Below are 25,261 nucleotides of genomic sequence, written 5' to 3' on the forward strand. Positions count from 1 at the left end.
GTGTCGGGGGCCCGGCGGCGGCGGGGGGGCGGCGGGCGGGGGCGGCCGCGCGCCGCCCCCCCCCGCCCCCCCCCCCCCCCCCCCCCCCCCCCCCCCCCCCCCCCCCCCCCCCCCCCAGGCCCGGGTCGACGGCGGGCAGCGCCGCGGCCAGGCAGCGCACCGCGGCGGCGCGCAGCTCCGGGTCGGCCAGCCCGTCGCGGGCGGCGCGGGTCCACGCCCCGGCGACCGGCGCGGTCGCCTCGGCGGCGGCGTCGGCGGCGGCCGGGTCGTCGAGCAGCGCGGCGGTGACCGCGGCCAGCGCCGGCCACCACGGCTCGGGCGCGGCGTCGAGGTAGCGGATCTCCAGGTAGCCGCGCAGCCGCACCGGCGGGAACAGCGTGGACAGGTGGTAGTCCAGGTCGGCCTGGGTGGGCCGGCGCCCGCCCAGCGGGACCGCGCCGGTCACCCAGTCGGCGAAGGGGGTGCGGGGGAGCACCGGCTCGGCGTCGCCGGTGTCCGGGTCGCGGACCAGCATCACCGGCGCGGCCAGCGCGTACGCGGCCCACTCGCCGGCCGGGTCGGCGCCGCCGAGGATCGGGCCGCAGCGGGCCTGGTCGAGGGCGCCCCACACCTGCTGCCGCGACGAGCGCCAGCCGGTGACCCGCCCGCCGAGCAGTGGCGAGCAGGCCGAGACGGCGACCAGCACCGGGCCGAGCTGGTGGGCCAGCGCCACGCGGCGGCTCCACCCGCTGCGCGGGCCGGCGTCCAGGTTGACCTGCAGCGACGCGGTCGCGGTCATCATCGCCGTCCCCGCCGGGCCGCAGCCGGCGGCGGCGAAGTGCCGCTCCATCGCGCGGTAGCGCGGCGCCGGGCTCACCCGGGTCGGGCGGCGCAGCGGGTCGGTGCCCACCGGCGCCAGCCCCAGCCGGCGCGCGGCCAGCGCGGCGGCGAGGACGGCGCGGTCGGCGCGCAGCGCGGCCACCGCGGCCGCGGCGCCCGGCAGCGGCGGCCCGGACAGCTCCACCTGCCCGCCGGGCTCCAGGGTCACCCGGCTGCCGCCGGGCAGGGCCGGCACCCCGGCCACCGCGGCGCACACCCGGTCCCAGGGCACCCGGGCGGCCGGGGCGTCGAGGTCGACCAGGTGCGCCTCGAGCTCCAGGCCGACCGGGCCCGCCGGGCCGGGCCGCAGCGCGGTGGCGGTGACGGTGGCGACGGCGCCATCGAGGTCGAGCGCGGTGCGCTCCTCCACGGCAGGGCCCACGGGGCCCACCCCCTCCAGGTCCGGACCGGTCGCGAACGACCGCGGGTCGGTGCGGGGGCGGCCTCGCGCAGGGGCCGTCCTCGGCTCCCATCCATGCACTACACGGCCCTGGTGACAACCCCCGGAGCGGCGGCGCACCGCGCCGTCGTCCGGTGTTCGCGCGAGGATCGTCCGGTGGATTCCCCCCGGGACCGGGACGCCGCGGGGCGGGCCCGCAACGCCCGGCCCCGTGACGCCCTCGGCCGCCCGCTGCCCCGCGGCGCCGTGGGCGAGGAGCGCGCGCCGGAGGGGGTGCCGCGCACGCCGGACGAGGCGCTGACCGAGGCGCAGCGTCTGCTCGACGCCGGGCGCCCGTTCCACGCCCACGAGGTGCTGGAGGACGCCTGGAAGGCCGCGCCGGAGACGGAGCGGCAGCTGTGGCGGGGGCTGGCGCAGCTCGCCGTCGGGCTCACCCACGCCGCCCGGGGCAACGGGCCCGGCGCCGCCCGGCTGGTCGAGCGCGGCGCGGGCAACGTCGCGCCCTACGCGGCCGCGCCGCCGCACGGGATCGACGTCGCCGGGCTCGTGGCCTGGGCGCGGCAGCCGCTCGCCGCCGACCGGCCGTTCCGGCTGCGCGGCCAGGACTGACCGCTCCGGGCACGTCCGCGGCCGTGCCCGGGACGGGTCAGCCGTGCTCGGCCAGCAGCGCGCGGGCGCGGGCGGCGAACGGCGCGAAGCCGAACGCGTCGCAGATCTCCAGCGCCCGCCGCAGCTCCGCCGCGGCGCCCGGCCGGCCGAGCAGCCCGAGCACGCCGCCGCGGTAGAGGGCGGTCGGGCCGAGGACGGTCGTGCCCGCCCACAGCACCAGCACGGTGTCGCCGTAGCTCTCCAGCGCCGGCAGCTGGGAGGCGGCGAGGTCGCGGTCGCGCAGCTCCAGGGCGGCGTCGGCGAGCAGCACCGCCCGCACCGGCTCGCGGGCGCCGTGCGCCGGGAACGCGAGCCACCGCTCGACGACGGCGTGCGCCTGCTCCCGCCGCCCGGCCTGCGCGTGGGCCAGCGCGAGGACGGACAGGAACCCGGCGTCGACGGTCGCCGCCAGGTCGACGACCTCGGGCACCAGCGCGCCCATCGAGCGCTCGTGCCAGGCGGCGATGCCCTCGATCGTCTGCCGCGACATCCGGGTGACGTCGGCGGCGGCCGGGGAGGTGGTCGGTGCCTCGCGGACGGCGGCGTCGGCCAGCCGGCGGGCGCCGTCGGCGTCCCCGCGGGCCAGCGCGAGCCCCGCGGACCACCAGGCGTCCAGCTGCAGCAGGTCGCCGTCGCCGCGCCGGGTGGCCAGCTGGGTGAACCGGCGGGACACCGCCGCGGCCTCGTCGGCCTGCACCGTCTCGGTGAGCGCGCAGCGGAGCAGGTGCAGGGCGGTGGCCTCGGCGGCGGGGTCGCCGGCCGACTCGCGCAGCAGCGCCCGGGCCAGCTCCACCCGCTGCGCCGCGTGCGCCGGCGTCCAGTCGGCCACGAACCGGGCCACCCGCGCCCGCGGCCGCGCGGACGGGACGCCGCCGGCCGCGGCGAGCGCGCGGTCGGCCAGCTCCCGGCCGCCCGCCTCGCCGATCGAGGACCGCTGCACCGCCAGCGCGGCGAGGACCGCCGAGGCCAGCTCCGGCGGCAGCGCGTCGGCGCCGGCCGCGGCCTCCTCCAGCAGCGCGACGTCGGTGGCCGCGGGCGCGCCGACCGAGGCCCAGTAGCCGCCGAGCCCGCCGCCGGCGGAGGCGACGGCGGCCCGGGCCAGCCGCGGCGCGTCGCCGACCCCGCGGGCGAGGTCCGCGGCCGCGCGCAGGGCGGCGCCGCTCTCCTCCAGCAGCCCCAGCCGGCGCAGCGCCCGGCCGCGCACCAGGTGCAGGTCCGCCGCCAGCGCCGCCTCCCCGGGCGGGACGTGCGCCAGCCCCCGGTCGGCCAGCGCGGCGCCCTCCTCCACGCCGGCCCGGTCCAGCGCCTCGCGGGCGGCCCGCAGGCAGGCGCGGGCGGCCGCCGGGTCCGGCCCGCCGGCGGCGGCCTCGCTGCGGTGCACGGCGATGGCGCCGGCCGCGGTCGCCGCCGCGGGCCCGGCCTCCAGCACGTCGGCCGTCCGGCCGTGCACGCGCGCCCGCTCGACCGGCCCCAGGTCGGCCAGCAGCACCTCGCGCACCAGGTCGTGCGCCACCCGCACCCGGCCGGGCGAGGTCTCGACCAGCAGGCCCGCGGCCAGCGCCGTCGTCACCCCGCCGTCGTCGCCGGACAGGACGGCGGCCAGCAGCCCGACCGGCACGTCCCGGCCCGCGACGGCGGCCGCGGCCAGCGCGTCGCGCGCGGGTGCGGGCAGCGCGGCCAGCCGCAGCCGGACGACGTCGCGGACCCCGGCCGGCACGGTCTCGCCGGCCGACGGCGGCAGGGCGGCCAGCTCGGTGACGAAGAACGGGTTGCCGCCGGTGCGCTCGGCCAGCGTGGCGACGGCGGCGCCGGCCGGGGTGTCCCCGCGCAGCCCGGCGACCAGGTCGGCGACCTCGTCGGCGGCCAGCCCGGCCAGCCGCAGCCGCTGCGCGCCGGGCAGCCGGGCGGCCAGGCCCAGCACTCGGGTGAGCACCGGGTCGGCGGTGGCCTCCTCGCGGCAGGTCACCGCCAGCAGCAGCCGGCTGCCGTGCACCTGGGAGAGGACCACCTCGAGCACGTGCAGGGAGTCGCCGTCGGCCCACTGCAGGTCGTCGAGGACGACGAGCAGCGGCCGCTCGACGGCGAGGGCGTGCAGCCGGCGGGCGGTGTCCAGGCCGAGGGCGAAGCGGGCGCCGGTGTCCGCGCCGAGCGCCGCCTCGGGCAGCCCGCCGAGCACCTGCTGCCACGGCCAGTACGGCGGGGCGCCGCCGATCTCGGCACAGCGGCCCCAGCGGACGGCGGCCCCGGCGCGGGCGGCGAACGCCTCGACCAGCCGGGTCTTGCCGATGCCCGGCTCGCCGGTGACGACGACGGCGGTGCCGCGGCCCGCGCCCGCGGCCGCCCACGCCGCCGCCAGCGCGGCCAGCTCGCCGGGACGGCCGACGAAGCCGTCCCCGGCCGGCTCGGCCCGCGGCGCGGGCGCGGCGACGGGAGCCGGGGTCCGCGCCGGGGCGGCCAGCGCGGCGTCCTGCCGCAGGACGGCGGCCTCGACGTCACGCAGCTCGGCCGAGGCGTCCAGGCCCAGCTCGTCGGCGACCCGCTCCCGCGTGCGGCGCAGCACGTCCAGCGCGTCGCCCTGCCGCCCGGCCCGGTACAGCGCCCGGGCCAGCAACGCGGCGGTGTGCTCGCGCAGCGGGGCGACGGCGGCGGCCGCGGTGAGGTCGGGCACCAGCTCCGCGCCCGCGCCCAGCGCCAGCCGGGCCTCGGCCAGCCGCTCGACGGCGACCAGCCGCAGCTCCTCCAGCCGCGCCACCGCGGGGACGACGTCCTCCACGTCGGCGACGTCGGCGTAGGGCCGGTCCTGCCACAGCGCCAGCGCCTCGGTCAGCAGCCGGGCGGCCTCCCGGTCGCCGGCGGCGGTGCCGGCGGTGACCAGGTCGGCGAAGGCGTGCGCGTCGACGGCGGTGCGCGGCAGGACCAGCGCGTAGCCGTCGCCGCGGGTGACCAGGACGGCGGCGTCGCGGGCGCCGCGGCCGGGGTCGAGCAGCCGGCGCAGGCGGCTGACGTGGCCCTGCAGGGTCGTCGTCGCGGTGGCCGGCGGGGCGCCGCGCCACAGCCGGTCGGCCAGCGCGGCGGCCTGCACGGTCCGGCCCTCGGCGGCGGCCAGCAGCGCGAGGACCTCGGCGGGCCGGCGCCCGCCGAGGTCCACCGCGGCGCCGTCGCGGAGCAGCCGCGTCGGCCCGAGCACGTCCAGCCGCAGGTCCACGGCCGGGGAGGGTAGGTGGTCGCGGCCCTCCCGGGGCTCAGGCGGCCACCGTGCCGCCGTCGGGGGACCGGCGCAGGGGCGCGACCCGCCACCAGGCGAGCGCGGTGAGCAGCAGCGTGACGGCCCCCGCGGCGCCGGTCTCCGCGGAGAACCACTCGGTGGGCCCGCTGTCGGCGGTCAGCGGCGCGAGCACGTGGTAGAGCAGCGCGTTGAGCACCGCGTGCGCCAGGACGCCCGGCCAGATGCCCCAGCGCAGCTGCATCGAGGCGAGCACGGCGCCCAGCGAGGTGGTGCCCACGGTCAGGCACAGCAGCGCGAACGGCAGCGGGATCCCCGCGGGCGCGCCGCCGAGGAAGAGCACCAGCGGCCAGTGGAACAGCGACCAGGCCAGCCCGCTGACCAGGACGACGGTGCGCGGGCCGGCGACCTCGGCCAGGCGCTGCACCAGCAGGCCGCGCCAGCCGACGTCCTCGAAGAGCGCGAGGGCGACGTAGGGGAGGACCAGCAGCGTCAGGCCGAGCGCCACCGTCGGCGTCAGCCCGTCGGAGGCGAAGCCGGCCAGCCCGGTGACCCAGAGCAGGCCGCCGGCGGCCAGCGTCGGCAGCAGGCCCCACAGCCAGGCGGTGCCGAGGCTGCGCCACGACGTCCGGCGGAAGCCCCAGCCGGGCCGGCGCAGCGTCCCGGCGGTGACCAGCCGGGCGAGGACGGTGGCCAGCAGCGGGATCAGCGCCTGGCCGAACAGCAGCGCCTGGACCAGCGGCGGCTCCTGGTCGACGTGCGCGACGTCGGCGTCCGCGGCCGCCGCGACGGCGGTCGTCAGGGTGAGCAGGCCGGCGGTGGCGCCGAGGAAGACGCCGATCTCCCGCCACGGCGACGGGCGGATCGCGGGTGCGGCCGGCGGGGCGGTCGGGGAGGAGGTGGGCAGGGGCGGGGCGGTGCTCATGGCGGCTCCAGGGGAGGTCGGTCTCGATCGGCGCCCACCGTCGGAGCCGGGGCTGGTCGGGCACTGGTCGGCCGCTGGCGGGGGCGGGACCAGCGGCCCACCAGCGCGCGGGCGCACCGTGCGGGGCATGGAGCCGCTCGACGCCGTCCCCCCGCCCGGCCGTCCCGCCGCCGAGGCGGTGACCGTCCCGCCGGGCTGCCCGCCGCGCCGCCTGGTGGCCCGCGGCGCCGACGTGGTGCTCGTCGTCACCGCCGGCTGCCCGCTGGTGGCGGTCGGCTCCGCGCCGGCGCGGCCGCGCCCGCCCGGCTCGGCCGTCGTCTGCCCGCGGGGCGTGCCCTGGTCGGTGGCCGGCGGGGACGCCGCGGCGCGGGTGGTCGTCGTCGCCGTCCCGGCCGGGCCGCAGGCCGCCCTGGCCACGCTGCTCGGGCCGCCGCCGCTCGACGGCGCCGCGCTGGTGGCGGCCGCGGCCGACGGCGGCCTGGAGGTCGTGCTCGAGCCGATCCCCGGCGGTTGAGCGCGGCCCGCGCCCGGCGGTGTCACGATCGGGGTGTGAGCAGCGACACAGCAGCGGACCCGACCGCCCTCGGCGAGCCGGCCGCCGTCCCGCGCGGGCCGGTCACCTCGGCTTCCTACTCGATCACCGTGCGGCTCACCGCCGACGGCGACCCGGCCAGCATCGGCCGGATCGCGACGGCGGTGGGCGAGGCCGGCGGCGCGGTGACCGCCATCGACGTCGTCGACTCCCGGCCCGACGGGCTGACCGTCGACGTCACCTGCTCGGCCGCCGACGCCGCGCACTCCGAGGAGATGGTCACCGCGCTCGGCGCCGTGCCCGGGGTGGCCGTGCGCAAGGTCAGCGACCGCACGTTCCTGCTGCACCTCGGCGGCAAGCTCGAGGTGGCCTCCAAGGTGCCGCTCAAGACCCGCGACGACCTGTCGATGGCCTACACCCCCGGGGTGGCGCGGGTGTGCCTGGCGCTGGCCGAGCACCCCGAGGACGTGCGCCGGCTGACCATCAAGGGCAACACCGTCGCCGTCGTCACCGACGGGTCGGCCGTCCTGGGCCTGGGCGACCTCGGGCCCGGCGCCGCGCTGCCGGTGATGGAGGGCAAGGCCGCGCTGTTCAAGCGGTTCGCCGACATCGACGCCTGGCCGATCTGCCTGGACACCCAGGACGTCGACGAGATCGTGCGCACCGTCGAGCTCATCGCGCCCGGCTTCGGTGGCATCAACCTCGAGGACATCGCCGCGCCGCGCTGCTTCGAGATCGAGGCCCGGCTGCGCGAGCGGCTCGACGTCCCGGTCTTCCACGACGACCAGCACGGCACGGCGATCGTGGCGCTGGCCGCGCTGCGCAACGCCCTGCGCGTGGTGGACAAGCGGCTGGTCGACGTGCGGATCGTCGTCGCCGGGGCCGGCGCGGCCGGGACGGCGATCGTCAACCTGCTGCTCGCCGCCGGCGCCGGCCAGGTGCTCGTGTGGGACCGCGAGGGGATCCTGTCGCCCGACGACGAGCGGCTGTCCCCGGCCAAGGCCGACCTCGCGCGGCGCACCAACCCCGCGGGCGTGCGCGGCGAGCTGCCCGACGCGCTTGTGGACGCCGACGTGTTCATCGGGGTGAGCGCCGGCAACGTGCTGCCGGTGGAGGCGCTGGCCGCGATGGCCGAGCGGGCGGTGGTCTTCCCGATGGCCAACCCGACGCCGGAGGTCGACCCGGTCCGGGCCCGGCAGCACGCCGCCGTCGTCGCCTCGGGCCGCTCGGACCTGCCCAACCAGATCAACAACGTGCTGGCCTTCCCCGGCGTCTTCCGGGGGCTGCTCGACGCCCGCGCCACCGAGATCAGCACCGGGATGCTGCTGGCCGCGGCCGAGGCGCTGGCGGCGATCGTCCGCGACGACCAGCTCAACGCCAACTACATCATCCCGAGCGTGTTCGACCCGGCCGTCACGCAGGCCGTGGCCGCCGCGGTGGCCGACGCCGCCCGCGCCGAGCCGGGCGCCACCGCCACGGTCACCGACCGGACGTCGTTCGTCGGCTGAAGCCCGTGCACTTCCGCGGAAGTGCACACGATCGGGGACGACGGGAGGGGACGACGGCGGGGATCATGGCCGGGTGCCCGAGTTGCCCGAGGTGGAGGCGCTGGCCGCGTTCCTCCGCGAGAACGCCGTCGGCCGGGTGGTCGCGCGCGCCGACCTGACCGCGCTGCAGGCGCTCAAGACCTTCGACCCGCCGCTGTCGGCGCTGGCCGGGCTGGAGGTCACCGGCGCCGCCCGGCACGGCAAGTTCCTCGACCTCGACGTCTCCGGGCTGCACCTGGTGGTGCACCTGGCCCGCGCCGGGTGGCTGCACTGGCGCACCGGCCTGCCCACCGCGCCGCCCAAGCCCGGCAAGGGCCCGCTCGCGCTGCGCGTCCACCTCGATGACGGCAACGGCTTCGACCTCACCGAGCAGGGCACCCGCAAGAGCCTCGCCGTGTACCTGGTCCGCTCGCCGTCGGAGGTCCCCGGCGTCGGCCGGCTCGGCCCCGACGCGCTGGCCGTCGACCGCGAGCAGTTCGCCGCGCTGCTGGCCGGCCGGCACGCGCAGCTCAAGGGCACGCTCACCGACCAGACCGTGCTGGCCGGCGTCGGCAACGCCTACTCCGACGAGATCCTGCACGCCGCCCGGCTCTCGCCGTTCAAGATGGCCGACAGGCTCACCGACGACGAGCTGGTCCGGCTCTACGACGCGCTGCGGGCCACGCTCACCGACGCGCTCGAGCGGCAGGTGGGCCAGGCGGCGGCGACGCTCAAGGGCGAGAAGCGGTCGGGGCTGCGGGTGCACGCCCGCACCGGCCTGCCCTGCCCGGTGTGCGGCGACACCGTCCGCGAGGTCAGCTTCGCCGACACCTCGCTGCAGTACTGCCCGACCTGCCAGACCGGTGGCAAGCCGCTGGCCGACCGGCGGATGAGCAAGCTGCTGCGCTGAGAGCGGTCCCAGCCCGCCGGGGCTCCCCTCCGGCACCGCCAGGGTGGTACGACGGCCGGGTGCGCGACGCCCCGCCTCCCACGGTGACCCTCGAGCACGTCGCGCGGGCCGCGGGCGTCTCCCGCGCGACGGTGTCCCGGGTGGTCACCGGCAGCGGGCCGGTGTCCGCGGAGACCCTGACCCGCGTGCGCGCCGCCGCCGAGGCGCTCGGCTACGCGGCCGACCCGGTCGCGCGCGCCCTCGCCAGCGGCACCGGCACGCGGGTCGTCGTCGCCGTCACCGGCACGTCGGACGCGATCCTCGACTGCGAGTACCTAGCGCGGGTGGTGACCGCGGGCGCGCGGGTGCTCACCCCGGAGGGGCTCGGGATCGCCGTCCGCCGGCTGCCGCTGCACGCGCCGGGCGCCGAGCTGGACGCCCTGGCCCGCGACCGCACCGTCGGCGGGGTCGTCCTGGTCAACACCACACACGAGCTGCTCGCCGCCGTGCCGCGGGGGCTGCGCGGCCGGGTGGTGTCGATCGGGACGGGCAGCGCGGACGTCCCGTCGTTCGACGTGGACGGCGCCGCGGCGGCCGGGGCGTCGGTCGCGCACCTGCTCCGGTCGGGACGACGGCGGATCGCGATGGTCACCGGCCCGCCGTGGCTGCCGTGCGCGCAGCGCCCGGTCGCGGCCTACCGCGCGGCCGTCGCCGCGGCCGGGCTGGAGGCGCGCACCGTGCCCGGCGGCTTCGACGCCGCGGCGGGGGAGGCCGGGGCCGAGGAGGTCCTCGCCCGCTGGCCGGACACCGACGCGGTCCTGGCCAGCTGCGACGAGGTCGCCCTCGGCGTCCTCGCGATGCTGCGCCGGCACGGCCGGCAGGTCCCCGGCGACGTCGCGGTCGCCGGCTTCGACGACGTCCCCCTCGCCGGGGTCACGGGGCTGACGACGGCGACGCACCCGGTGGAGCGGATCGCCGGCGCGGCGGTGCGGGCCGTGCTCACCCGCGCCGCGGCGCACGAGACGGAGTTCTTCCCCTCCGAGCTGGTCGTGCGCCGCAGCGCCTGAGCGTCAGCCGACCCGCAGCGCCATCAGCCGGGAGAGCACGCGGGCGAGCACGGTGCCGCTCACGCCGGCGTCGTCGTGCGGGGCGGGACCGGCCCCGGGCGAGCCGACCGCGGTCCACCAGTCCTCCAGCGGCGGCGGCGCCAGGACGTCGACCCGCTGGCCCGGCCGCGGCACCACCACCTGCACGCCCGAGCGCCCGGCGGCGCCGAGGAGCCGCTGCACCGGCTCGTCCCAGCGGTGGAAGGCCAGGTTGAACGTGGCCCAGTGCACCGGCAGCAGCACCCCGCCGCCGAGGTCGCCGTGCGCGCGCACCGCCTCCTCGGGGTCCATGTGGATGTGCGCCCAGGCCTCGTTGTAGGCGCCGATCGGCAGCAGCGTGAGGTCGAAGGGGCCCAGCCGGGCGCCGATGCCGGCGAAGGCCGGGGTGTAGCCGGTGTCGCCGCCGAAGAAGACGCGGTGCCGCGGGCCGGCCACCACCCACGACGACCACAGCGTGGTGTCGCGGGTGAGGTAGCGGCCGGAGAAGTGCCGCGCCTCGGTGCAGGTGATCGTCAGGTCGCCGACCGTCGTCGCGCCGTCCCAGTCCAGCTCGACGACGCGGTCCTCCGGCACGCCCCAGTGGCGCAGGTGCACGCCCACGCCCAGCGGGACGACGAACGGCGCGTCCTGCTGCTCGACCAGCGCCCGCACCGTCGGCAGGTCCAGGTGGTCGTAGTGGTCGTGCGAGATCAGCACGGCGTCGACGCGGGGGAGGGACGCCACCGGCGCCGGCGGCTCGTGCAGCCGGGTGGGGCCGAACACCGGCGACGGCGAGACGCGGTACCCCCACACCGGGTCGACCAGCACGCGGGCGCCGTCGACCTCCAGCAGCGCGCTCGAGTGCCCGAACCAGGTCACGGCGAGCTCGCCGGCCTCGGCCGGGATCTCCGGGCGGGTCAGCGGCACCGGGCGGGTGGGCAGGCCGACGTGCCGGTCGTCGTGCCACTGCCGGAGCAGGCCCCGGCGGGCGTTGGGCGGCGGCAGCGTGGGCGTGGGCAGCGTGTTGTGGAACCTGCCGTGCGACCACTGCGGCGAGCCGGCCGCCGTGGGCCGGATCTCCCGCCGGCCGGCGCCGATCGCCGTGGGCAGGCCCCACAGCGCGCGGGCGAGCCAGCCCGCGGGGAGGGCCAGGGCGGCGGCGGTCAGGGCGGTGCGGCGCGCTCGTTCTCGGCGCGGGGCGGGCGACGGCACGACGTCCATGTTCCCAGCCGGCCCCGGGCGGTCGCCGCGACCCGCGTCACCGTCCCGGTCGCCGTACCGTCGGCCTCACGGCGAGGAGGAGGCGGGATGTCCCAGGAGGAGGTCCGCCCGGGCCCGGCCGGCGGTGCCGGGCCGGACGACGAGGGCGGGGACCCGGCGTGCTGGCTGGCGCGGGTGTGCCCGGCGTGCGGGCGGATCGCCGACGAGGACCCGCCCACCCGTTGTCCCGCCTGCGGCGAGGAGCTCGAGCCGGCCTGACGCCGTCCTGGCCCACCGCGGAGCGTCCTGGCTCACCGCGGAGCGTCCTGGCTCACCGTCGACACCGAGCCAGGACACGGCACGATCAGCTCACCTGATCGTGCTCAGCGGCCGGCGGCGAAGTCGGCCAGGGCGCGGCGCAGCGCCAGGCCGTGCCGGTCGGAGCGCACGTGCAGCTCGTCGCGCGCCGCCAGCGGCAGCCCGGTGCCGGCGAGCTGCGCCTGCAGCCCCAGGTCCTCGGCCAGCGCCCGCTGGGCGCGCGCGACCTCGGCGGCCACCACCTCCGGCCCGGGCAGCGGCTCGCCGTCCCCCGCACGCAGCAGCACGCACGCGTAGACGCGGGTGGAGTCGGCGTCCTCGGGCTGCAGGAGGTACAGCGTCGTCGTCGCCGCGCCGGACGCCGCGGACTCCACCCGCCGCCGCAGCTGGAACGGCGCGCGGTGCACGGCGGTGGTCACCGTCGCGTCGTGCGCGCGCACGCTCGTGAACCCGCCCGGCTCCGGCGTCACCTCGGGAGCCGGCCCGTCGTCCTCGGGACCGCCGTGCACGAACGGGCCGTGCGCGGTGTCGAGGAGGGCGTCGGCCAGCGGCCCGGCCGGGCCGGCCGACCGGACCGGCGCCGGCCAGCCGCGGACGAAGCGCCGGTCGCCGTCCTCGGGCAGCTCGAGCGGGACGTCGCGGGGCTCGGCCGGCGCCAGCCAGACGACGCCGAACCGCTCGCGCACGCCCCACGCCGGCGGGTCCGCCTCCAGGCCGTCCGCGCCGCGGGACAGCGCCCAGGTGCGGCCGAGCAGGCGGACCTGCAGCCAGCCGCCGGGCCGCAGCTCGCGGGACAGCGCGACCGGGTGCCAGGCGTGCTCCAGCGACGGGTCGAGGTTGCCGAACACCGGCCCCGGCGGCGGCCCGGGAGCCGGGGCGGGTTCGGGCACCGGCTCGGCGGCGGGGGCCGGCGGGAGGGCGACGACGGTCCGCTCGGGTGCGAGCCAGACCCAGCCGTGCCGCTCCTCGACCGCCCACGGCACCGGCAGGTCCGCCCGGGGCGGAGGGCTGCCGTCGGGCCCGAGGGAGGGGACGTCCACGCAGCGGCCGTCCGCTTCGAAGCGCCAGCCGTGGTACGGGCACTGCAGCCGGCCCCCGACGACGGCGGCCGCCGCCAGCGGGACCAGCCGGTGCGGGCACCGGTCGGGGAAGGCGCTGACCTCCCCGCCGGGCCGGAGCCGGACGACGACGTACGCGCGTCCCCCGGCGCCCACCGGCACCGGCGTCGTCCCGACCTCGGTGGCGCGGGCCACCGGGAACCACCCCGTCGACCGTGCGGTCGACGTGTCTGCCGTCGCGGTCATGCCCCCAAGTGCACCGCCGGCGCACTTCCACGGCGTTACGGCGGTCGGAAGCTCAGGTCACGGCTCCGCACCGATAGTTTCGATCATTTCCGACTCAACCGTCGCCGACCTATGGTGAGCGCCGTCACACGTCCGACCAGGTCGACACGAGGGGGCACAGTCGTGACCGAACCCGCCGAACGGCGGTTGCTGACGCCGGAGGAGTACCGGCAGGCGCAGAACTCGCCGGAGTTCACCGAGCTGCGCAGGCGCTTCCGCGCCTTCGCGTTCCCGATGACCGTGGCCTTCCTGGCCTGGTACCTGCTCTACGTCCTGCTCTCCACCTACGCGCCGGACTTCATGGCGACCCAGGTGTTCGGCAACGTCAACATCGGGCTCCTGCTCGGGCTCGGACAGTTCCTGTCCACGTTCGTGATCACCCACCTGTACGTCTCGCACGCGAACCGGCGCACCGACCCGATCGCCGACGAGATGCGCGAGCGGCTCGAGCACCACGAGTACGCCGCCGGTCACCGCGCCGGCACCGACCTCGGGAAGGGGGCCACGCGTGCCCGCTGACGTGCTCGCCGCCGACGCCACCATCGGCACGCCGGCCCTCAACATCGGCATCTTCGGCGCGTTCGTCCTGGTCACCCTGGTGATCACCTTCCGCGCCAGCCGCAACAACAAGAGCGCAGCGGACTACTACGCCGCGGGCCGCAACATCAGCGGCACCCAGAACGGCCTGGCCATCGCCGGTGACTACCTGTCGGCGGCGTCGTTCCTCGGCATCGCCGGGGCGATCGCCGTCTACGGCTACGACGGCTTCCTGTACTCGATCGGCTTCCTCGTCGCCTGGCTGGTGGCGCTTCTGCTGGTCGCCGAGCTGATGCGCAACACCGCCCGGTTCACCATGGCCGACGTCCTGGCCTTCCGGATGCGGCAGGGCCCGGTCCGGACGGCGGCGGCGATCTCCACGCTGGCGGTGTCGCTGTTCTACCTGCTGGCGCAGATGTCGGGCGCCGGCGGCCTGGTGACCCTGCTGCTGGGGGTCACCGGCGAGGCCGCGCAGGCCCTCGTCGTCGTCCTCGTCGGCGCGCTGATGATCATCTACGTGCTGGTCGGCGGCATGCGCGGCACGACGTGGGTGCAGATCATCAAGGCCTCGCTGCTCATCGCCGGCGCGCTGGTCATGACGCTGTGGGTGCTCGGCGAGTTCGGCTTCAACCTGTCCTCGCTGCTGGGCGGCGCGCAGGCCAACGCGGTCGAGGGCCGCGACGTCCTGGCGCCGGGCGCGCAGTACGGCGCGACCAGCACCTCGAAGCTCGACTTCGTCTCGCTGGGCCTGGCCCTGGTGCTCGGCACGGCGGGCCTGCCGCACGTGCTCATGCGCTTCTACACCGTGCCGACGGCGAAGGACGCCCGTCGCTCGGTGGTCTGGGCGATCTGGCTGATCGGCATCTTCTACCTGTTCAGCCTGGTCATCGGCTACGGCGCCGGCGCCCTCGTCGGGGCGGACACCATCCTCGGCGCCCCCGGTGCGGTCAACTCCGCGGCCCCGCTGCTGGCCTTCGAGCTCGGCGGCACGGTGCTGCTCGGCATCATCGCCGGCGTCGCGTTCGCGACGATCCTCGCGGTGGTCGCCGGCCTGACGATCACCGCGTCGGCCTCGTTCGCCCACGACGTCTACGCGTCGGTCATCAAGAAGGGCAACGTGCCGCCCAACGGCGAGGTGCGGGTCGCCCGCATCACCGCCGTCGTCATCGGCGCGATCTCGATCGGCCTGGGCATCCTCGCCCTGCAGGCCGGGCTGAACATCGCCTTCCTGGTGGCGCTGGCCTTCGCCGTCGCGGCGTCGGCGAACCTCCCGACGATCCTCTACACGCTGTTCTGGAAGCGGTTCACCACCCAGGGCGCGCTGTGGTCGATGTACGGCGGCCTGATCGCCTGCATCGTGCTGATCGTCTTCTCGCCGGTCGTGTCGGGCGCGCCGGTCAACCCGGCCACCGGGCTGTCCCCGTCGCTGTTCCAGGACGTGGACTTCCACTGGTTCCCGCTGAACAACCCCGGCATCGTGTCCATCCCGCTGTCGTTCTTCCTCGGCTGGCTGGGCACGGTCCTGTCCAAGGAGAAGCCGGACCTGGACAAGACCGCCGAGCTGGAGGTCCGCTCCCTCACCGGGATCGGTGCCGAGAAGGCCGTCGCCCACTAGCGGTCGCGGACCGCGACACAGCCGAGGCGCGCGTCCCCGTCAGGGGGCGCGCGCCTCGCGCGTTCAGGCGGCGCGGGCGGGGGCGGCCTCCGGCAGCGGGGCGTCGGGCAGCGCGGCGTCGACCGTCGCCACGGCGGCCGCGGTCGTGGGGGCGGTCCGGCGGGAGCGGCGCACCGCCCAGCGGGTGACGAGGGCGGCGAGGACGACCAGGCCGGCCAGGATCTCGCGGGCCGAGCCGGTGGTGGCACTGGCCACGGCGACGGCGAGCGCCGCGGCGTAGACCGCCGTCAGGACGACGGCGGGGGTGGGCAGGTGCACGGGGGACCTCCGGGGACTGCCGTTCCGGGTGCGGCCCCGCCGGGCCGGCGGCCGGGCTGCGGGAGCCCGGCCGCCGGCGCGGCGACGGCGCGGTGATCGGGAGCTCAGCGGCTCACTTGAGCAGGTCCTTGGCCTTCTGCAGCATCGTGTGGGCCTCGGTCTGCGGGGTGCTGTAGAGCCGCGGGTCGCCCGGGGGCAGCGTCGGGGCGTCGGCGGTGGCCTCGATCGCCGCGGCGCGGAGCTGGTTGTCCGTGCCGTCGAGCGCCGGACCCGACGCCCAGCGGCCGTTGGCGGCCTCGGGGCCGTCGGAGGCCTGGATGAAGGTGTAGCCCAGGTCGCCGACCTCGTCGGACAGCGGGAACGCCTCGGGCACCGGCAGCCCCTCGAGGTCGTCCTCCTTGAGCTGCTCGATGGCGGCCAGCCACTGCTGCTGGTGCATGTGGTCGCGGGTGATGAGGAAGCGCAGCAGGTCCTTCACGCCCGGGTCGTCGGTCATGTTGTAGAGCCGGGCCACCTGCAGCCGGCCCTGCATCTCGGCGGTGGCGTTGTAGTAGAAGTCCGCCATCAGGTTGCCGCTGGCGGTGACGTACGCGCCGGTCCACGGGTTGCCCATGCTGTCCATGTAGGACGCCGCCTGGCCGTTCTGGATGAGGTGCTGTGGATTGTGCTGCCCGTAGCCGGCGGCGGCCTCCTTGCTGCGGTCGGCCGAGTCGGGCTTGAGCGGCGCGTGGTCGAGCAGCCGGTCGATCATCGTGATGATCATCTCGACGTGCGCCAGCTCCTCGGTGCCGATCGAGAGGAGCATGTCCTTGTACTTGCCGGGCAGCCGGCAGTTCCAGCCCTGCAGCAGGTACTGCGTGGCGACGGTCATCTCGCCCCACTGACCGCCGAGGACCTCCTGCATCTTGCGGGCGAAGTCCGGGTCGGGACCGTCGGGCTTGGCCTCGTACTGCAGGGCGTGGGTGTGCGTGAACACGGGCTCTCCCTCACTCGGCTTGCGTCGTCGCGCCGCCGCCGCTGCGGCGACACCCGGGGATCTGCCCGCGCCCGGTGGCCCGCCCGTGCCGTCCCGTGGCCCCCCGGTGCCACGTCTCCCGTGCCGTGTCGTCCGTCGGCCTGCCGGCCGACACCGCGGCCAGGTGCCGTCCCCTCCTGCGCTGAGCCGTTCCCGGCCCTCGCTCGCGGGACCCTCCGGGCCCCACTCCTCGGCCCGCCTCGCGGGGCGGCTCACGTCGGGAGGGGGTCTCACCGGTCGGGGAGCTGGACGCAGAGGGTGAGCCCGGCGTCGGAGGTGGCCCAGACGACGGCGCCGCCGAGGTCGTGCGCCTGCCGCTGCACCGACCACAGGCCCAGGCCGGTGAGGTCGACCGGCGGGGCGTCGTGGCGGAGGTACTGCACGACCCGCCCGGGGTGGGCCACGTCCTGGGTGAGCGCAAGCCGGACCCAGCCGTCGCGGTGGACGGCGGTCAGCAGCACCGCGGCGCCGTCCCCGTGCCGGTGGGCGTTCTCCAGCAGGTTGGTGAGGATCCGCTGCACCCGGGCGTCGGCCACCCTCACCCCGGCGGCGCACTCCTGCACCGCCAGGGTCAGCTGCCGCAGCGGCAGGCCGGACGCGGCCACCGACGCGCGCAACACCTCGCCGAGCAGCCGCCCGCCGGGGGGCCGCCGCGTCGCCCCGCCCGAGGCGTCGGCGGTGCGCAGCATCGAGGACAGGTGGGCGGTCTGCGCGCGGGCCAGCTCCAGCAGCTCCTCGCGCTGGGCGGACTCGCGGTCCAGCGAGCCGAGCAGCGCCTCCAGCGAGGCCAGCGGGCTCCGCATGTCGTGGCACATGGCTCGCAGCAGCGCGCCCTCGGGTGTGGGCGGCGGCTCCTGGCCCGGCCGCGGGCCGCGGGCGGCGCGGACGACGTGGTCGCGCACCACGCGGGCCAGGTCGGTGAGCAGCCGGCCGGAACCGGACCGGACGGTACGGGGCGTGTCGGGGGCCAGGGTCACGGGCACCTCCGGGTGCGTGGAGCCCGGTGCGCCGGGCGCGCCGGGCCGGGGTGAGGAGGGTCGTGGGGTCGACCGACGCCGGGGCTGAGCGTCAGGGGTACGTGGACGTGGTCGTCGTCGACGACCATCCGCTGTTCAGCCGGGGGCTGTCACTGCTGCTCCCCGGGGTGAGCGGCGGCCGGGTGCGCGTCGTGGCCACCACCGACGACGCCTCCGCGGCCGCCGCGCTGGTGCGCCGGCACCACGCCGACGTCGCCGTCGTGGACCTGCACATGCCGCCCCCGGGCGGCGTGCGGGCGATCGCGGCGATCCGCCGGGCCGACCCCGTGGTCCGGGTGGTGGCGCTGTCCGGGCTGGCCGAGGCCGACGCGGCGCTGGAGGCGCTGCGGGCGGGCGCGGCGGGCTTCCTGCCCAAGAGCGCCGACCCGGAGCACCTCGTCCGCCCGCTGCTGGCAGTGCTCGACGGATGGTCGGTCGTCCCCGAGGCGCTGCTGCGCCGGCTGCTCGACGACGCCGCGCCGACCGGCGAGCAGACCGTGACCGACCGGCTGACCAGCGACGAGCGCCGGCTGTGGCGGCTGGTGGCCGACGGCACGAGCACCGTCGACATCGCCACCACGCTGCACGTGTCCGAGCGGACCGCCAAGCGGCTGGTCGCCTCGCTGCTGCGCAGCCTCGGCGTGGCCACCCGCGTGGAGGCGGCCGCGCTGGCCGGCCGCGTCGGCCTCGGCAGGGAGACCGGCGGGCTGCGCTGAGCGGGCGTGCCGCGGTGCGGCGGTCATCGAGCGCCGGGCTACCCGGGCGGATGATCGACACTCCCGGGTTCCGGTGACCTGGCCCCGACGGGCCAGCGACCTCCGCCGTCAGCCCGTCGGGCGGGGCGTCCCCCGGCCGGGCGCGGTGGCCCACGGTCCCGACGCGGCGGCGGTGAACGCCGCGACGTCGTCGGCGGCCATGTCCACCGCCGCGTAGCCGCCGCTGCCCGCGCCGACGCAGGCGACGACGGTGGCCAGGCCCGCGCGCCGCTGGAACCAGGTCTGCCGGACCTGCCAGCCGACGACGGCCCGCCGCTGCAGCACCGCCTGCTCGCGCACCAGCAGCCCGCTGCGCACGCTGAACGAGCCGGGCCCGGTGGCGTGGCCGAGCGCGGCGTAGCGGCCGAGGCCCAGCGGCACGCCGAGGACGGTGAGCACGACCCCGGCGGCGAGCACGCCCCAGAAGCCGGTCAGCGCGGTCAGCACGGCCCCGGCGGCGGCGACCAGCAGCCCGGTGGCGATCGCGCGGACCAGCGCCCGCCGGCGGGCCGCGGGCGGGTGCGGCGCCAGCGGGCCCGGGTCGTCGACCAGCAGGCCGAGCAGCCGCACCGCCTCCGCGCGCGGGCCCAGCGGGAACAGCTGGCCGCGCCGGCTGGCCGCGCCCAGGCCGGTGACCAGGGCGTTGACCCGCGCGGCCCGCACCAGCCGCATGCCCAGCCCCTCGGCCAGGGTGCCGCCGCGGATCCGGTCCACCTCCAGCTCGGTGTGCCGCCGGGTCACCAGCCCGCGGACGGCGACCAGCGAGCCCCCGCGGCGCACCAGCCGGAAGCCCCAGTTGACCACCGCCGCCCCGGCGACCGCCCCGACCGCGAGCAGCGCCACCGCGACCACCGCGGTGACGACGAGGACGCGGACGTCGGTCAGGTCGGGGCCGTCGAGGTCGGGGCGCAGGTCCCGGGGCAGCTCCTGCAGCAGCCGCGACAGCGCGCCGACCGCGGCCAGCGGCACCGCCAGGTAGCTGGCGACCAGCGGCGCGTAGAGCAGCCAGCGCCGGTCGAACCGGGCCAGCTCCCGCTCGGCCGGCTCCTCCGGCGACGGGGCGGACGGGTCCGTACCGGGGAACGCCGCCGCGGCCCGCCGGTGGGTGAGCACCGAGGCCCGCAGCCGGTCGCCCTCCACCCGCGGGACGCCGTCGACGACGACCTCCTCGTCCCCGCCGGTCATCGTGCCGGCCGCGGCGTCGACGCGGACCCGGACCAGCCCGAACAGCCGGTGCAGCGCCGGCGCCTCGACCTCCACGCCGCGGATCCGGTCGTTGGGCACCGTGCGCACCGACCGCGCGAGCAGGCCGCGGGTGACCACCACCGCGGTGGGGGCGTCGAGGTAGGTGAACCGCCACCACGACAGCGCGGCGAACAGCAGCGACAGCGCCGTCACCGCCACCACCAGCGCGACGACGACCTCCGGGCCGTCCACGCCGACCGCGGCGACGACGGGGATCGCGGCCGGCACCACCTGCCGGGCCTGGCGGAACGTGACGGTGTGCACGAGCACGATCAGCGGCGAGGTGCGCCGTGGGGCGGTGAGCTCGGGCGCCGTCAGCACCGGGTCCGTCACGTGGCCTCGTCCCGCACCTGCTCGGCCCGCCGGGCCAGGTCCTCGGCCACCCGCTCGGCGACGGCGACCTCCAGGTGCGGCACCCGGACGGTGCCCTGCGACGAGGCGGTGAGCACCGCGACGCTGGCCAGCCCGTAGAGCTGCTGCAGCACGCCGCGGGTGACGTCGACGGTCTGGATCCGGGCGACCGGCACCAGCGTCCAGGTGCGGCTCAGCCAGCCGGTGAGGGCGTGCACCGCGTCCGCGGTGACCTCCCAGCGGTGCACCCGGTAGCGGATCCACGGCCGCACGCCGATCGCCACCACCGCGTACACGACCAGCAGCACCGGCAGCAGCCACCGCAGCACCGGCACCGGCCCGCCCACCGACGCCGGCACGGCGAGCACGAGCACCGCCACGAGCACGCCGTAGACGAGCGTGCCGATCACCCCCTGGGTGACCCACAGCCAGATGGCCGAGCGGGACAGCGACCAGGCCGGCTCGCGGACCGGTGGCGCGGGGGGAGCGGACGTCACGGCCCGATCCTCCCAGCCTGCCGGTGCGGTGGAGCCCCACCTGGGAGGATGGGGCGCGTGATGCCGCAGCAGGTCCCGACCGTGTCCGCCGCCGAGGTGCCCGAGGACGCCGCGCTCCTCGACGTCCGCGAGGACGGCGAGTGGGTGACCGGGCACGCCGAGGGCGCCACGCACATCCCGATGGGCGACGTCCCGGCCCGGCTCGACGAGGTCCCCGACGGCGACCCGGTGTACGTCGTCTGTCGCAGCGGCGGGCGCTCGGCCCGGGTCGCCGCGTGGCTGAACCTCAACGGCTACGACGCGGTGAACGTCGGCGGCGGCATGGGGGAGTGGGAGGCGGCGGGCCGGCCCCTGGTGAGCGAGACCGGCCAGCCGCCCTTCGTCCGCTAGGACCCCGTCTCAGGACTTGGGCTCGTACTCCGCGAAGCGGCTGCGCAGGTCCTTCTTGGAGAACTTGCCGACGCTGGTCTTGGGCACCTCGTCGATGAACTCGACGGCGTCGGGCATCCACCACTTGGCCACCAGCGGCCTGAGGTGCTCGAGGATCTCCTCCTCGGTCGCCTCCTCGCCGTCCTTGAGGACGACGCAGGCCAGCGGCCGCTCGTCCCACTTGGGGTGCGGGATGCCGACGACCGCGGCCTCCTTGACCTTCGGGTGGCTCATGATCGCGTTCTCGAGGTCGACCGAGCTGATCCACTCGCCGCCGGACTTGATGAGGTCCTTGGTGCGGTCGGCGATGCGGATCGAGCCGAAGGAGTCCATCGCCGCGACGTCGCCGGTGCGCATCCAGCCGTCGTCGGTGGTCAGGACGACGCCGGCGTCGGGGTTGTAGTAGTCCTTCGCGCACCACGGGCCGCGGACCTGCAGCTCACCGGTGGCCTTGTCGTCCCAGGGCTGCGGCTCGAGGGTCTCGGCGTCGACGATCCGGGCCTCGACGCCGAGGAACGGGATGCCGGCGCGGGCCCGCTGGTCGGCCTTGGTCGCCTCGTCGGCGTCGGCGTACCGCTTGGGCAGCACGCCCGAGGAGGCGACCGGGTGGGTCTCGGTCATGCCCCAGGCCTGCAGGATCGGCAGCCCGACCTGCTCGCGGTAGGCCTCCGACAGCGCCTTGGGCACCGCGGAGCCGCCGCAGCCGATGTCGCGCAGCTTGTGCGGCTTGCCGGCCAGGTGCGGCAGCACGCCCTGCCAGATGGTCGGGACGCCGGCGGTGAAGGTGACGCCCTCCTCGACGATCAGCTTGGCCAGGGCCTCGGGCTGCATCATCGGCCCGGGCATGACCAGCGAGGCGCCGGCGGCCGGGGCGGCCTGGGCGATGCCCCAGGCGTTGGCGTGGAACATCGGCACGACCGGCATCGCGACGTCCTGGATGCCGAGGCCGAACGCGTTCGGCTGCATCACGCCCATGGTGTGCAGAAACGTCGAGCGGTGGCTGTAGACGACGCCCTTGGGGTTGCCGGTGGTCCCGGACGTGTAGCACATGGACGCGGCGCGGTTCTCGTCCTCGACGTGGAACTCGACCGGCTGCGCCTCGGCCAGCAGCGCCTCGTAGTCCAGGACGCGCGGGTCGTCGGGGATCTCGTTGTCACCGCCGTCGTCCATGACGACGACGTGCCTGACCGTCTTCATCGTGTCGACCAGCGGCCAGAACAGCGGCAGGACGGTGCGGTCGACGAAGACCACCTCGTCCTCGGCGTGGTTGGCGATGTAGGTCAGCTGCTCGGGGAACAGCCGGATGTTGAGGGTGTGCAGCACCCGCCCGGTGGCCGGTGCGGCGAAGTACAGCTCCAGGTGCCGCTGGCTGTTCCAGCCGAAGGTGCCGACCCGTCCGTCCTCGCTGACGCCGAGGGTGTCGAGGACCCCGCCCAGCCGCCGGGTGCGATCGGCCCACTCGGCGTAGGTGCTGCGCACCGGGCCGGTCGGGCTGCCGGTGACGATCGTCCCGTCGCCGTAGTGCTGCTCGACGTGCCGGAAGATCGCGTCGATCGTGAGAGGGAAGTCCTGCATGAGGCCGCGCATGGCGGCATCGTGCCAGTGACCGCGCTCACGATCTACCGCGGAGTACGCCGTTCCAGCTCCCTCAGGGCGTCCGCGCCGACCCAGCGGGCGCCCCGGCCGCCGGACCGCAGCTCGCGCGCCGTCGCGACGGCGCGTCCGTGCAGGCCCGGGCTGCGCTTGCCGATCTGCCGCAGCGCCCAGCTCGCCCCCTTCCGGACCACCGGCCGGTCGTCGTCGGCCCGCTCGGCGACCGCGCGGAGGAACGGCTCGAACCGCCCGTCGTCCGCCCCCTTGTCGGTCACCGCCAGCCCGGCCATGACGGCGAACCCGGCCCGCTTGACGAACTCCTCCGGCCGCCCGCTCCACGCCAGCGCCGTGTCCCAGGCGGACGGGGTGTGCCGCACGAGGTTCTGGCAGACCTGGTCGCACAGGTCCCACGAGTCGAACCCGGCCGCCCACGCGTCGAGCTGCGCGGCGTCCGCCGCGGCCGGCTCCTCGACCATGCTGGCCAGGACCCGGGCCTCGTGGACGCCGGAGTCCCACAGCGCGGCGGCCAGCGCGTGGTCGCGGCCCAGTTCCCTCGCCAGCGTGCGCAGCTCGGCGACCGTGACGCCCAGGGTCTGCGCGCCGCCGACGCCGGAGCGGGCCATGCCCGCCGGCCGCGACGGGTCGGCCAGCTCGCGGAGCCGGCCGAGCACCTCCGCGGTCGCGGCCACTACCGGGTCAGGACGACGGGCAGCTCGGCCAGGCCGCGGATGACGAACTCCGGACGGCGCCGCGCCGGGCGGGCGAGCTGCAGGTCGCTGGTGCGGCCCAGCAGCGCGCCGAAGGAGGCCTGCAGCTCCACCCGGGCCAGCGGCGCCCCGATGCAGAAGTGCACGCCCGCGCCGAAGGAGACGTGCGGGTTGTCGGTGCGGCCGACGTCGAGGGTGTCGGGGTCGGCGAAGACGGCGGGGTCGCGGTTGGCGGCGCCGAGCAGCGCGGCGACCTTCTGCCCCTCCCGCACGGTCACGCCGCCGACCTCGACGTCGGCGGTCGCGGTGCGCTCGAACAGCTGCAGCGGCGAGTCGAACCGCATGAGCTCCTCGATCGCCGTCGGCAGCAGCGCCGGGTCGGTCCGCAGCCGCGCCAGCTGGCCGGGGTGCTCCAGCAGCGCGAGCAGGCCGTTGCCGCTGACGTTGACCGTGGCCTCGTGGCCCGCGTTGAGCAGCAGGATGCAGGTGGTGACCAGCTCGTCCTCGGTGAGCCGGTCGCCGTCGGCGTCGCGCACGGTGACCAGGTGGGAGAGCAGGTCCTCGCCGGGCGCGCGGCGGCGCTCGGCGGCCAGCCCGCGCAGGTAGGCGACGAACTCCGCGGCGGCGCGCTCGGCGGCGTCCTCGACCGCCGTCGTCCGGCCGTACTCGTACATCTTCACGATCGCGTTGGACCACGGCCGCAGCAGCGGCCGGTCGGCGGCCGGGACGCCGAGCAGCTCGGCGATGACCGCCACCGGCAGCTCCTCGGCCATCCCCGAGAGGACGTCGACCGGCTCGCTGCCGCCGGAGCGCTCGACCAGCCCGTCGACCAGCCCGCCGGCCAGCTGCTCGACCCACGGGCGCAGCCGCTCGACGTGCCCGCGGGCGAAGGCCGCGCTGATCAGCCGGCGCAGCCGGGTGTGGTCGGGCGGCTCCATCTCGAGGATGGCGTTGCGGTGGACGAGGTTGAACTGCCCGAACCGCTCGGCGGGCTCCCGGTCCCGCCAGATCCGCCCCAGCCGGCGGTCGCGCAGCACGGCGTTGCTGTCGGCGTGGGTGAAGGCCAGCCACAGCCGCAGCCCCTCGTGCCACTGGACCGGGGCGACGGCGCGGGCGGCGGCGAAGGCGGGGTACGGGTCGGCGACGACGGCCGGGTCCGCGAGGTCGAGCGGTGCCGCCAGGGAGGTCACGACCCCGAGCCTATGGCCCGCCGGACCCCGTTCCTGCCCCCACATACCCTGGGCCGCATGGCCCGTTCCGCGACCCGCCGCCGTCCCGCGCCCGCCGCCGCCGAGGGTGAGATCAACCCGAAGGCCCCGTGCCCGTGCGGCTCGGGCCGCCGGTACAAGCACTGCCACGGCTCGGGCTACGCGCCCCCGGTGACCCGCCCCTTCGAGGGCCTGCCCGGCGAGCCGGACTGGGTGGCGCTGCGCGAGCTGGTGCCCGCCGCCACCGCGCCGCTGACGACCACCGACGGCCGCGAGGTCACCCTCGCCAGCGTGCTGCCCGGCGGCGCCCCGGCGCTGGTCCGCAGCAACGGCGAGATCCTGCTCGGCGTCCAGCTGCAGGCCTCCTCCGACGACGTCAGCCGGGACATCGGCACCGCGCTCGCCGCCGCGCTGGACTCGCCGGCCGGCGCCCCCGTCGACCCGGGCCCGATCGGCGCGGCGGGCTCGGCCGGGCCGCGGCTGCAGGAGCTGCTCGACCTCACCGTGCCGCTCGAGGTCACCGTGCACCCCGACTTCGGCTTCTGGCTGGAGGGCACCGACCCCAACCCCGCCGCGCAGGCCGGGCTGGAGCGGGCCAACGAGGCGGTGCTGCCCACCGAGCGGCTCGAGGGCCTGGGCGCTGCCTACTGGGTGCGGCCGGGCAACGAGCGGGCGCACCTGCGCTGGGTGCGCCCCGAGGCCGAGGAGCCGCTGCTCGACGCGCTGGCCCGGCTCTCGGCGTCCGAGCAGCTGCTGCTGGGCGAGGGCACCCGGTACGCCGGCGCGTTCCGCGCGCACGGGCTCGTCGTCCCGGTCTGGGACCTGCCGGCCGACACCCCCGCGCAGGAGTGGGCCGGCCCCGCGGCCGAGTTCGCCTCCCGCCTCGAGCAGGCGCTGACGGTCACCGACCCGCTGAGCAGCGACGAGCGCCGCGCCCGCGCCGGCCTGCTGTCCCGCCAGGTCACCCTGCGCTGAGGCACCCGCTCCCCGCCTCGTCGTGCTCTGCCCCCACCTGGGGGCAGAGCACG

At 77.4% G+C, this 25,261-nt stretch carries 24 protein-coding genes; 11 read left to right on the forward strand and 13 right to left on the reverse strand.

The features are described from left to right. A partial coding sequence (gene egtA / locus ACI79B_RS22350) for an ergothioneine biosynthesis glutamate--cysteine ligase EgtA (protein WP_457000249.1) occupies nt 1–1,240 on the reverse strand: 1,240 nt, incomplete at its 3' end. Between the two features lie 174 nt (nt 1,241–1,414). Between egtA and ACI79B_RS22355 the strand changes: the two genes are divergently transcribed. Beyond that, the gene (locus tag ACI79B_RS22355; RefSeq protein ID WP_456930145.1) at nt 1,415–1,867 is read left to right on the forward strand and encodes a DUF309 domain-containing protein; all 453 of its coding nucleotides are present in this window, start codon (nt 1,415–1,417) and stop codon (nt 1,865–1,867) included. Between the two features lie 37 nt (nt 1,868–1,904). On the opposite strand, the gene ACI79B_RS22360 is transcribed toward ACI79B_RS22355, so the two are convergent. Both ACI79B_RS22360 and ACI79B_RS22365 read right to left on the reverse strand, forming a co-directional pair. Continuing rightward, a complete protein-coding gene (locus tag ACI79B_RS22360; protein WP_456930144.1) occupies nt 1,905–5,111 on the reverse strand; it encodes a BTAD domain-containing putative transcriptional regulator in 3,207 nt (1,068 codons plus the stop codon). 37 nt (nt 5,112–5,148) lie between these two features. Beyond that, on the reverse strand, nt 5,149–6,054 hold the full coding sequence (locus tag ACI79B_RS22365; RefSeq protein ID WP_456930143.1) for a CPBP family glutamic-type intramembrane protease: 906 nt from the start codon (nt 6,052–6,054) through the stop codon (nt 5,149–5,151). 127 nt (nt 6,055–6,181) lie between these two features. Between ACI79B_RS22365 and ACI79B_RS22370 the strand changes: the two genes are divergently transcribed. The 4 genes from ACI79B_RS22370 (at nt 6,182) to ACI79B_RS22385 (ending at nt 10,068) form a co-directional block, all read left to right on the forward strand. Continuing rightward, complete coding sequence (locus ACI79B_RS22370; protein ID WP_456930142.1) at nt 6,182–6,568, forward strand: hypothetical protein; 387 nt, start codon at nt 6,182–6,184, stop codon at nt 6,566–6,568. Between the two features lie 35 nt (nt 6,569–6,603). Then, complete coding sequence (locus ACI79B_RS22375) at nt 6,604–8,094, forward strand: malic enzyme-like NAD(P)-binding protein (RefSeq protein WP_456930141.1); 1,491 nt, start codon at nt 6,604–6,606, stop codon at nt 8,092–8,094. Nucleotides 8,095–8,167: 73 nt separating this feature from the next. Beyond that, complete coding sequence (locus ACI79B_RS22380; RefSeq protein ID WP_456930140.1) at nt 8,168–9,022, forward strand: Fpg/Nei family DNA glycosylase; 855 nt, start codon at nt 8,168–8,170, stop codon at nt 9,020–9,022. 83 nt (nt 9,023–9,105) lie between these two features. Continuing rightward, nucleotides 9,106–10,068 carry a LacI family DNA-binding transcriptional regulator gene (locus tag ACI79B_RS22385; RefSeq protein ID WP_456930139.1) on the forward strand — a complete coding sequence of 321 codons (963 nt, stop codon included), beginning with the start codon at nt 9,106–9,108 and terminating at the stop codon, nt 10,066–10,068. 3 nt (nt 10,069–10,071) lie between these two features. On the opposite strand, the gene ACI79B_RS22390 is transcribed toward ACI79B_RS22385, so the two are convergent. Beyond that, nucleotides 10,072–11,307, reverse strand: coding sequence for an MBL fold metallo-hydrolase (locus ACI79B_RS22390; protein ID WP_456930138.1), 1,236 nt, complete (start codon nt 11,305–11,307; stop codon nt 10,072–10,074). Between the two features lie 87 nt (nt 11,308–11,394). Here ACI79B_RS22390 and ACI79B_RS22395 point away from each other — a divergent pair, with 87 nt between their 5' ends. After that, on the forward strand, nt 11,395–11,565 hold the full coding sequence (locus tag ACI79B_RS22395) for a hypothetical protein (RefSeq protein ID WP_456930137.1): 171 nt from the start codon (nt 11,395–11,397) through the stop codon (nt 11,563–11,565). A 104-nt stretch (nt 11,566–11,669) separates the two neighbouring features. On the opposite strand, the gene ACI79B_RS22400 is transcribed toward ACI79B_RS22395, so the two are convergent. Beyond that, complete coding sequence (locus ACI79B_RS22400) at nt 11,670–12,908, reverse strand: Rieske 2Fe-2S domain-containing protein (RefSeq protein ID WP_456930136.1); 1,239 nt, start codon at nt 12,906–12,908, stop codon at nt 11,670–11,672. A gap of 162 nt (nt 12,909–13,070) precedes the next feature. On the opposite strand from ACI79B_RS22400, the gene ACI79B_RS22405 reads away from it, so the two are divergent. After that, a complete protein-coding gene (locus ACI79B_RS22405; RefSeq protein WP_456930135.1) occupies nt 13,071–13,466 on the forward strand; it encodes a DUF485 domain-containing protein in 396 nt (131 codons plus the stop codon). After that, nucleotides 13,456–15,099: a solute symporter family protein gene (locus ACI79B_RS22410; RefSeq protein WP_456930134.1), complete on the forward strand. Its 1,644-nt coding sequence runs from the start codon at nt 13,456–13,458 to the stop codon at nt 15,097–15,099. The genes ACI79B_RS22405 and ACI79B_RS22410 overlap by 11 nt, the downstream gene beginning before the upstream one ends. Before the next feature lie 63 nt (nt 15,100–15,162). Here the strand turns inward: ACI79B_RS22410 and ACI79B_RS22415 are convergent, their stop codons facing one another. The 3 genes from ACI79B_RS22415 to ACI79B_RS22425 all read right to left on the reverse strand — a co-directional run bounded on the left by ACI79B_RS22415 (nt 15,163) and on the right by ACI79B_RS22425 (nt 17,409). Then, nucleotides 15,163–15,417 (reverse strand): hypothetical protein, encoded by a 255-nt coding sequence (locus tag ACI79B_RS22415; protein ID WP_456930133.1) that lies wholly within the window; start codon nt 15,415–15,417, stop codon nt 15,163–15,165. Between the two features lie 112 nt (nt 15,418–15,529). Then, entirely contained in the window at nt 15,530–16,393 is an 864-nt protein-coding gene (locus tag ACI79B_RS22420; RefSeq protein ID WP_456930132.1) for a manganese catalase family protein, read from the reverse strand. Between the two features lie 269 nt (nt 16,394–16,662). Next, entirely contained in the window at nt 16,663–17,409 is a 747-nt protein-coding gene (locus ACI79B_RS22425) for a sensor histidine kinase (protein ID WP_456930131.1), read from the reverse strand. A 62-nt stretch (nt 17,410–17,471) separates the two neighbouring features. Here ACI79B_RS22425 and ACI79B_RS22430 point away from each other — a divergent pair, with 62 nt between their 5' ends. After that, nucleotides 17,472–18,164 (forward strand): response regulator, encoded by a 693-nt coding sequence (locus tag ACI79B_RS22430; protein WP_456930130.1) that lies wholly within the window; start codon nt 17,472–17,474, stop codon nt 18,162–18,164. Nucleotides 18,165–18,272: 108 nt separating this feature from the next. Here the strand turns inward: ACI79B_RS22430 and ACI79B_RS22435 are convergent, their stop codons facing one another. Continuing rightward, entirely contained in the window at nt 18,273–19,781 is a 1,509-nt protein-coding gene (locus tag ACI79B_RS22435; protein ID WP_456930129.1) for a PH domain-containing protein, read from the reverse strand. Continuing rightward, nucleotides 19,778–20,296 carry a PH domain-containing protein gene (locus ACI79B_RS22440; protein ID WP_456930128.1) on the reverse strand — a complete coding sequence of 173 codons (519 nt, stop codon included), beginning with the start codon at nt 20,294–20,296 and terminating at the stop codon, nt 19,778–19,780. The genes ACI79B_RS22435 and ACI79B_RS22440 overlap by 4 nt, the downstream gene beginning before the upstream one ends. A gap of 60 nt (nt 20,297–20,356) precedes the next feature. Between ACI79B_RS22440 and ACI79B_RS22445 the strand changes: the two genes are divergently transcribed. Further along, nucleotides 20,357–20,686 carry a rhodanese-like domain-containing protein gene (locus ACI79B_RS22445; protein WP_456930169.1) on the forward strand — a complete coding sequence of 110 codons (330 nt, stop codon included), beginning with the start codon at nt 20,357–20,359 and terminating at the stop codon, nt 20,684–20,686. A gap of 9 nt (nt 20,687–20,695) precedes the next feature. On the opposite strand, the gene ACI79B_RS22450 is transcribed toward ACI79B_RS22445, so the two are convergent. The 3 genes from ACI79B_RS22450 to ACI79B_RS22460 are packed head-to-tail and all read right to left on the reverse strand — an operon-like array spanning nt 20,696 to nt 24,215. Next, nucleotides 20,696–22,312 (reverse strand): long-chain fatty acid--CoA ligase, encoded by a 1,617-nt coding sequence (locus ACI79B_RS22450; RefSeq protein WP_456930127.1) that lies wholly within the window; start codon nt 22,310–22,312, stop codon nt 20,696–20,698. Nucleotides 22,313–22,344: 32 nt separating this feature from the next. After that, nucleotides 22,345–23,007, reverse strand: coding sequence for a DNA alkylation repair protein (locus ACI79B_RS22455; protein WP_456930126.1), 663 nt, complete (start codon nt 23,005–23,007; stop codon nt 22,345–22,347). After that, nucleotides 23,007–24,215, reverse strand: coding sequence for a cytochrome P450 (locus tag ACI79B_RS22460; protein WP_456930125.1), 1,209 nt, complete (start codon nt 24,213–24,215; stop codon nt 23,007–23,009). The genes ACI79B_RS22455 and ACI79B_RS22460 overlap by 1 nt, the downstream gene beginning before the upstream one ends. 57 nt (nt 24,216–24,272) lie before the next feature. Here ACI79B_RS22460 and ACI79B_RS22465 point away from each other — a divergent pair, with 57 nt between their 5' ends. Next, nucleotides 24,273–25,208, forward strand: a complete 936-nt coding sequence (locus ACI79B_RS22465) for a DUF5926 family protein (protein ID WP_456930124.1) — start codon at nt 24,273–24,275, stop codon at nt 25,206–25,208. The last annotated feature ends 53 nt before the right edge of the window (nt 25,209–25,261 follow it).

The organism is Geodermatophilus sp. SYSU D00879 (assembly GCF_054050375.1).

What these genes read in the sequence shown, in the direction of transcription:
- ACI79B_RS22365 (WP_456930143.1), bottom strand. Translation starts at nt 6,054, where the DNA reads ATGAGCACCGCCCCGCCCCTGCCCACCTCCTCCCCGACCGCCCCGCCG.
- ACI79B_RS22450 (WP_456930127.1), bottom strand. Translation starts at nt 22,312, where the DNA reads ATGCGCGGCCTCATGCAGGACTTCCCTCTCACGATCGACGCGATCTTC.
- ACI79B_RS22465 (WP_456930124.1), top strand. Translation starts at nt 24,273, where the DNA reads ATGGCCCGTTCCGCGACCCGCCGCCGTCCCGCGCCCGCCGCCGCCGAG.
- ACI79B_RS22395 (WP_456930137.1), top strand. Translation starts at nt 11,395, where the DNA reads ATGTCCCAGGAGGAGGTCCGCCCGGGCCCGGCCGGCGGTGCCGGGCCG.
- ACI79B_RS22370 (WP_456930142.1), top strand. Translation starts at nt 6,182, where the DNA reads ATGGAGCCGCTCGACGCCGTCCCCCCGCCCGGCCGTCCCGCCGCCGAG.
- ACI79B_RS22390 (WP_456930138.1), bottom strand. Translation starts at nt 11,307, where the DNA reads ATGGACGTCGTGCCGTCGCCCGCCCCGCGCCGAGAACGAGCGCGCCGC.
- ACI79B_RS22445 (WP_456930169.1), top strand. Translation starts at nt 20,357, where the DNA reads ATGCCGCAGCAGGTCCCGACCGTGTCCGCCGCCGAGGTGCCCGAGGAC.
- ACI79B_RS22400 (WP_456930136.1), bottom strand. Translation starts at nt 12,908, where the DNA reads ATGACCGCGACGGCAGACACGTCGACCGCACGGTCGACGGGGTGGTTC.